General features: G+C 60.9%; 6 protein-coding genes. 4 read left to right on the top strand and 2 right to left on the bottom strand.

The window, feature by feature from the left end; translation table 11 throughout:
* The coding region (gene trkA / locus ACXRVY_RS15335) for a Trk system potassium transporter TrkA (RefSeq protein WP_458237688.1) at positions 1–980 on the top strand (980 nt) is incomplete at its 5' end.
* A 177-nt stretch (positions 981–1,157) separates the two neighbouring features.
* Positions 1,158–1,481, top strand: a complete 324-nt coding sequence (locus ACXRVY_RS15330; protein WP_223459118.1) for a tetratricopeptide repeat protein — start codon at positions 1,158–1,160, stop codon at positions 1,479–1,481.
* Between the two features lie 59 nt (positions 1,482–1,540).
* Here ACXRVY_RS15330 and ACXRVY_RS15325 read toward each other — a convergent pair whose 3' ends face one another.
* Together ACXRVY_RS15325 and tag are read right to left on the bottom strand one after the other, a co-directional pair.
* Positions 1,541–2,428, bottom strand: a complete 888-nt coding sequence (locus ACXRVY_RS15325; RefSeq protein WP_458237687.1) for a lysophospholipid acyltransferase — start codon at positions 2,426–2,428, stop codon at positions 1,541–1,543.
* Positions 2,429–2,468: 40 nt separating this feature from the next.
* The gene (gene tag, locus ACXRVY_RS15320; RefSeq protein ID WP_204932641.1) at positions 2,469–3,026 is read right to left on the bottom strand and encodes a DNA-3-methyladenine glycosylase I; all 558 of its coding nucleotides are present in this window, start codon (positions 3,024–3,026) and stop codon (positions 2,469–2,471) included.
* An 81-nt stretch (positions 3,027–3,107) separates the two neighbouring features.
* On the opposite strand from tag, the gene glyQ reads away from it, so the two are divergent.
* Positions 3,108–4,061 (top strand): glycine--tRNA ligase subunit alpha, encoded by a 954-nt coding sequence (gene glyQ, locus ACXRVY_RS15315; RefSeq protein ID WP_003187265.1) that lies wholly within the window; start codon positions 3,108–3,110, stop codon positions 4,059–4,061.
* Positions 4,058–5,838, top strand: a 1,781-nt coding sequence (gene glyS, locus ACXRVY_RS15310) for a glycine--tRNA ligase subunit beta (protein ID WP_458237686.1), incomplete at its 3' end; no start/stop codon positions are given. The genes glyQ and glyS, both read left to right, overlap by 4 nt.

Genomic DNA, 5,838 nt, shown 5'->3' with positions numbered 1-5,838 from the left:
TCAAGCGCCTGATCCAGCACCCCGGCGCCTTGCAGGTGATCGACTTCGCCGAAGGCAAGGCGCAACTGGTGGCGGTGCGGGCGTACTACGGCGGGCCACTGGTGGGTCAGCAACTGCGGCAGTTGCGCGAGCACATGCCGAACGTTGAAACCCGTGTCGCGGCGATTTTCCGTCGTGACCGGCCGATCCTGCCCCAGGGCGACACGGTGATCGAGGCCGACGACGAAGTGTTTTTCATCGCCGCCAAAGCGAACATTCGCGCGGTCATGAGCGAAATGCGTCGTCTCGATGAAACCTATAAACGCATCGTCATCGCCGGTGGCGGGCAAATCGGCGAGCGTTTGGCCGAGGCCATCGAAAGCCGTTATCAGGTGAAAATCATCGAGATGAACCCGGCCCGTTGCCGTCATCTCTCGGACCACCTCGACAGCACCGTGGTGTTACAGGGCAGCGCCTCGGACCGCGACCTGCTGATGGAGGAGAACATCGCCGACGCGGACCTGTTCCTCGCCCTGACCAACGACGACGAAGCCAACATCATGTCGTCGCTTCTGGCCAAGCGCTTGGGTGCGAAGAAGGTGATGTCCATCATCAACAACCCGGCTTATGTCGATCTGATCCAGGGCGGTGACATCGACATCGCCATCAGCCCTCAACTCGCCACCATCGGCACCTTGCTGGCCCACGTGCGCCGGGGCGACATCGTCAGCGTGCACTCACTGCGCCGAGGCGCGGCGGAGGCCATCGAGGCGATTGCCCATGGTGATGCGAAATCAAGCAAGGTGATCGGCAAGGCCATCGAGAACATCGGCCTGCCGCCGGGCACCACCATCGGTGCGATCATCCGCGACGAAGAAGTGATCATTGCCCATGACGACACCGTGATCGAAACGGGCGACCATGTGATTTTGTTCCTTGTGGATAAAAAGCATATTCGCGATGTGGAGAAGTTGTTCCATGTGGGGTTGAGCTTCTTCTGATCCGGATTTTTCGGTGATCAGGCTGGCCTCATCGCGAGCAAGCTCGCTCCCACAGGGTTCTCGGTCGTACACACCATTTGTGTTTCTGAAGATCAACTGTGGGAGCGAGCTTGCTCGCGATAGCGGACTTCCAGATCCCGGATATCTTCCTGACACACCTCAAAAAGGAATCCACCAATGATCGAATCCCTGGAAAAAATGCTCGCCAAGGGTGTGGATAACGCTTTGCTACGCTTCGGCTTGGGCAAGGGCTATCTGGATCTGGGGGAGAACGCCAAGGCAGTGGAGCATTTTCAACGCTGCGTCGAATTCGACCCGAAGTATTCGGCGGCGTGGAAACTACTGGGCAAGGCCCACCTGGCGCTGGCGGACTTTGCGGCCGCGCGACAAGCCTGGGAGCAAGGCCTGGAAGCTGCCCGCGGCCATGGTGACAAACAGGCCGAGAAGGAAATGACAGTGTTCCTGAAGAAGCTCGAGCGTCAGGCGCACGCAGGCCAATAAAGATCAAAAGATCGTCCGAAGGCTCGGGCCGCGTTCGGACGATCTTTTGATTTTTTGCATCAATACCAGCGAGCTTCACCCGGTGGACGCTTCTTGAAGCGCTTCATGCTCCACATGTACTGGCTCGGATAAGCCCGCACATAGCGCTCGACCACCTGGCTCATGGCCGCGCAGGAGGTTTCGGTATCGGTGCTGTACATGGCCTCCGGCGCGGCTTCCAGTATTACCTTGTAACCTGAACCGTCCGGCAGGCGCAGTGCATGCAGGAACACGCCGACCGCCTTGCCGCCGGCGAGCATGTTCGGCACGAACTTGCTGGTCAGCGCCTGAGTGGCGAAGAACGGCACGAAGATCCCGGCGGATTCAGCCGGTTCCGGGTCAGCGGGAATGCCCACTGYGCCACCTTTGCGCACTTCCTTGATGACGCTGAGGATGCCTTCCTTGGTGGAAGCTGCGACCTTGTTACCCAACTGCACCCGCTGCTTTTGCAGCAATTCATCCACCGCCTTCAATTTGGGTGGACGGTAGAAAATGATCGGTTTGCACTGGCTGCAATAGAAGTGGTTGAGCACTTCCCAGTTGCCCAGGTGACYGGTGATGCCGACCACGCCTTTGCCGGACGCGAGGGCGTCTTTCAACACGTCGAGGCCTTCGACCTCGCGCACCAGGTCGATGGAACGCTGGGCGGGCCAGATCCAGGCACAGGCGCTTTCGGTCAGGGACTTGCCAATGTCCTTCAGGCTCTGGCCCACCAGGCGCTCACGCTCGGCAGGGTCCATGTCCGGAAAGCATTTGGACAGGTTGATCCGTACCACGTCGCGGGAACGGTTCGGGGTTTTCCACATGACCCAGCCAATCGCCGAGCCCACGGTCTGCACGGCCCTCCACGGAAGCAGGGCAAACAGCCGCAGAGCGCCTACCAGCAAGGCGCCTTTCAACTTATCCACAGGTCACTCCTGATCTTGTGCTGTGCGCGAGGCGGCCATTCTAACCGCCGTTCGCCAACTGCGCGTAGCGGTCGCAATCGCGGGTGTGATCCATGACCATGCCCGAGGCCTGCATCAGCGCGTAACAAATGGTCGGCCCGACGAACGTGAAACCGGCTTTTTTCAGGCCTTTGCTCATTTCCACGGCGGTCGGCGTAACGGCCGGGACTTCGCTGCGATCCTTGAAATGATTGATCACGGGCGTGCCACCGACAAACGACCAGAGAAACTCCACCGGGTCCTCCAGCGCCAGCCAGGCCTGGGCATTGCGCCGGGCCGCGTTGAGTTTGAGGCGGTTGCGGATGATGCCCGGATCGAGCATCAATTCGTCGATTTCGGCATCGCTCATCTGCGCTACGCGCTGGACGTCGAAGCCGAACATCACCTGGCGATAATGCTCGCGTTTGCGCAGCACCGTGATCCAGGAAAGCCCGGCCTGGAACCCTTCGAGCAAAAGCAACTCGAACAATCCCTGCGCATCGCGTAGCGGCGTGCCCCACTCCTGATCGTGATAAGCCATGTACAACGGATCTTCGGAACACCAAAAGCAGCGTGGCATAAGGCTCCAGGGGGCGTGCGCAGCAACGAATCGGGTATACTCCCGCTCTTTAAATCGCAGCCCAAGAAACAGGTGAATTTCGTGAGCCAGCCTACGCCAGCCGTGCGTACCTTCCAAGACTTGATCCTCGCCCTCCAGCAATACTGGGCCGAGCAAGGTTGTGTGGTACTTCAGCCCTACGATATGGAAGTAGGCGCCGGCACTTTCCACACTGCAACATTCCTGCGCGCCATTGGCCCGGAAACCTGGAACGCCGCCTACGTGCAGCCAAGCCGTCGTCCGACTGACGGCCGCTACGGCGAAAACCCGAACCGTCTGCAGCACTACTACCAGTTCCAGGTCGTCCTGAAGCCGAACCCGGACAATTTCCAGGAACTGTACCTGGGCTCCCTCAAGCACGTCGGCCTGGACCCGCTGGTCCACGACATCCGCTTCGTCGAAGACAACTGGGAATCGCCGACCCTCGGCGCCTGGGGTCTGGGCTGGGAAGTCTGGCTCAACGGCATGGAAGTCACCCAGTTCACCTACTTCCAGCAAGCGGGCGGCATCGAGTGCTACCCGGTGACCGGCGAGATCACCTACGGTCTCGAGCGTTTGGCCATGTACCTGCAAGGCGTGGACTCGGTCTACGACCTGGTCTGGGCTGACGGCCCGTTCGGCAAGGTGACCTACGGCGACGTGTTCCACCAGAACGAAGTGGAACAGTCGACCTACAACTTCGAACACGCCAACGTCGACAAGCTGTTCGAACTGTTCGATTTCTACGAAAGCGAAGCCAAGCGCCTGATCGAACTCGACCAGCCGCTGCCGTTGCCGAGCTACGAAATGGTGTTGAAGGCTTCCCACACCTTCAACCTGCTGGATGCGCGCCGGGCAATTTCCGTGACTGCGCGTCAGCAATACATCCTGCGTGTACGCACCCTGGCGCGTTCCGTTGCGCAAGCCTACCTGTTGGCTCGCGCCAAGCTGGGCTTCCCGATGGCGACCCCGGACCTGCGTGATGAAGTACTGGCCAAGCTGGAGGCTGCACAATGAGTGCTCTGGATTTTCTGGTTGAACTGGGCACTGAAGAACTGCCACCCAAAGCCCTGAACACCCTGGCCGAGGCGTTCCTCGCCGGTATCGACAAGGGCCTGCAAGCCGCCGGCCTGAACTACGAAAGCAAAACTGTTTATGCCGCCCCGCGCCGCCTGGCCGTGCTGATCACCTCGCTGGCCACCCAGCAGCCGGATCGCAGCATCAACCTCGACGGCCCGCCACGCCAGGCCGCATTCGATGCCGAAGGCAACCCGACCCAGGCGGCCCTGGGCTTCGCCAAGAAGTGCGGCGTCGAACTGAGCGAAATCGATCAGAGCGGCCCGAAACTGCGCTACAGCCAGAGCATCGCCGGCAAGGCGACCGCGAGCCTGCTGCCGACCATCGTCGAAGATTCCCTGAACGACCTGCCGATCCCGAAACGCATGCGTTGGGGCGCGCGCAAGGAAGAATTCGTTCGTCCGACCCAATGGCTGGTGATGCTGCTCGGTGACCAGGTCATCGATTGCACCATCCTCGCCCAGAAGGCCGGCCGCGATTCCCGTGGTCACCGCTTCCATCACCCGGAAAGCGTGCGCATCGGTTCGCCATCCAGCTACCTGGCCGACCTGCGTGCCGCCTACGTGCTGGCTGACGCCAACGAGCGTCGCGAGATCATCAGCAAGCGCACCGAAGAGCTGGCCACCCGTCAGGAAGGCACGGCAATCGTTCCGCCAGCGCTGCTCGATGAAGTGACCGCGCTGGTCGAATGGCCGGTGCCGCTGGTGTGCTCGTTCGAGGAACGCTTCCTCGACGTGCCACAGGAAGCCCTGATCACCACCATGCAGGACAACCAGAAGTACTTCTGCCTGCTGGACGCCGACGGCAAGTTGCTGCCACGTTTCATTACCGTGGCCAACATCGAAAGCAAAGACCCGCAGCAGATCATCGCCGGTAACGAGAAAGTGGTCCGCCCACGCCTGACCGACGCCGAGTTCTTCTTCAAGCAAGACAAGAAGCAGAAGCTCGAAGACTTCAACCTGCGCCTGCAGAACGTGGTGTTCCAGGAAAAACTCGGCAGCGTCTACGACAAGGCCGAGCGCGTTTCCAGGCTCGCCGCATTCATCGCTCAGCGCATCGGCGGCAACGCTGCATGGGCAGCCCGTGCGGGCCTGCTTTCGAAGTGCGACCTGTCGACCGAGATGGTCGGCGAGTTCCCGGAGATGCAAGGTGTCGCCGGTTACTACTACGCCCTCAACGATGGCGAGCCGGAAGATGTCGCCCTGGCCCTGAACGAGCAGTACATGCCACGCGGTGCCGGCGCTGAACTGCCGTCCACCCTGACCGGTGCGGCCGTGGCCATCGCCGACAAGCTCGACACCCTCGTGGGTATTTTCGGTATCGGCATGCTGCCGACCGGCAGCAAAGACCCGTATGCCCTGCGCCGTGCCGCACTGGGCGTGTTGCGCATCCTGATCGAGAAACAACTGGACCTGGACCTGACCGACGCCGTGGCCTTCGCCGTGGATGCATTCGGGACCAAGATCAAGGCTGCCGGCCTCAATGACTCGGTGCTGGAGTTCATCTTCGACCGTCTGCGTGCCCGTTACGAAGACGAAGGCGTCGACGTCGCCACCTACCTGTCGGTACGTGCCTTGAAGCCAGGCTCGGCCCTGGACTTCGACCAGCGTGTGCAAGCGGTACAGGCCTTCCGCAAACTGCCGGAAGCCGCCGCCCTGGCCGCGGTGAACAAGCGCGTGTCGAACTTGCTGAGCAAGGTCGAAGGCTCCGTTCCGAC

Source organism: Pseudomonas sp. P5_A2_2 (assembly GCF_054177685.1).
This window is presented reverse-complemented; position numbering and strand designations above follow the sequence as displayed.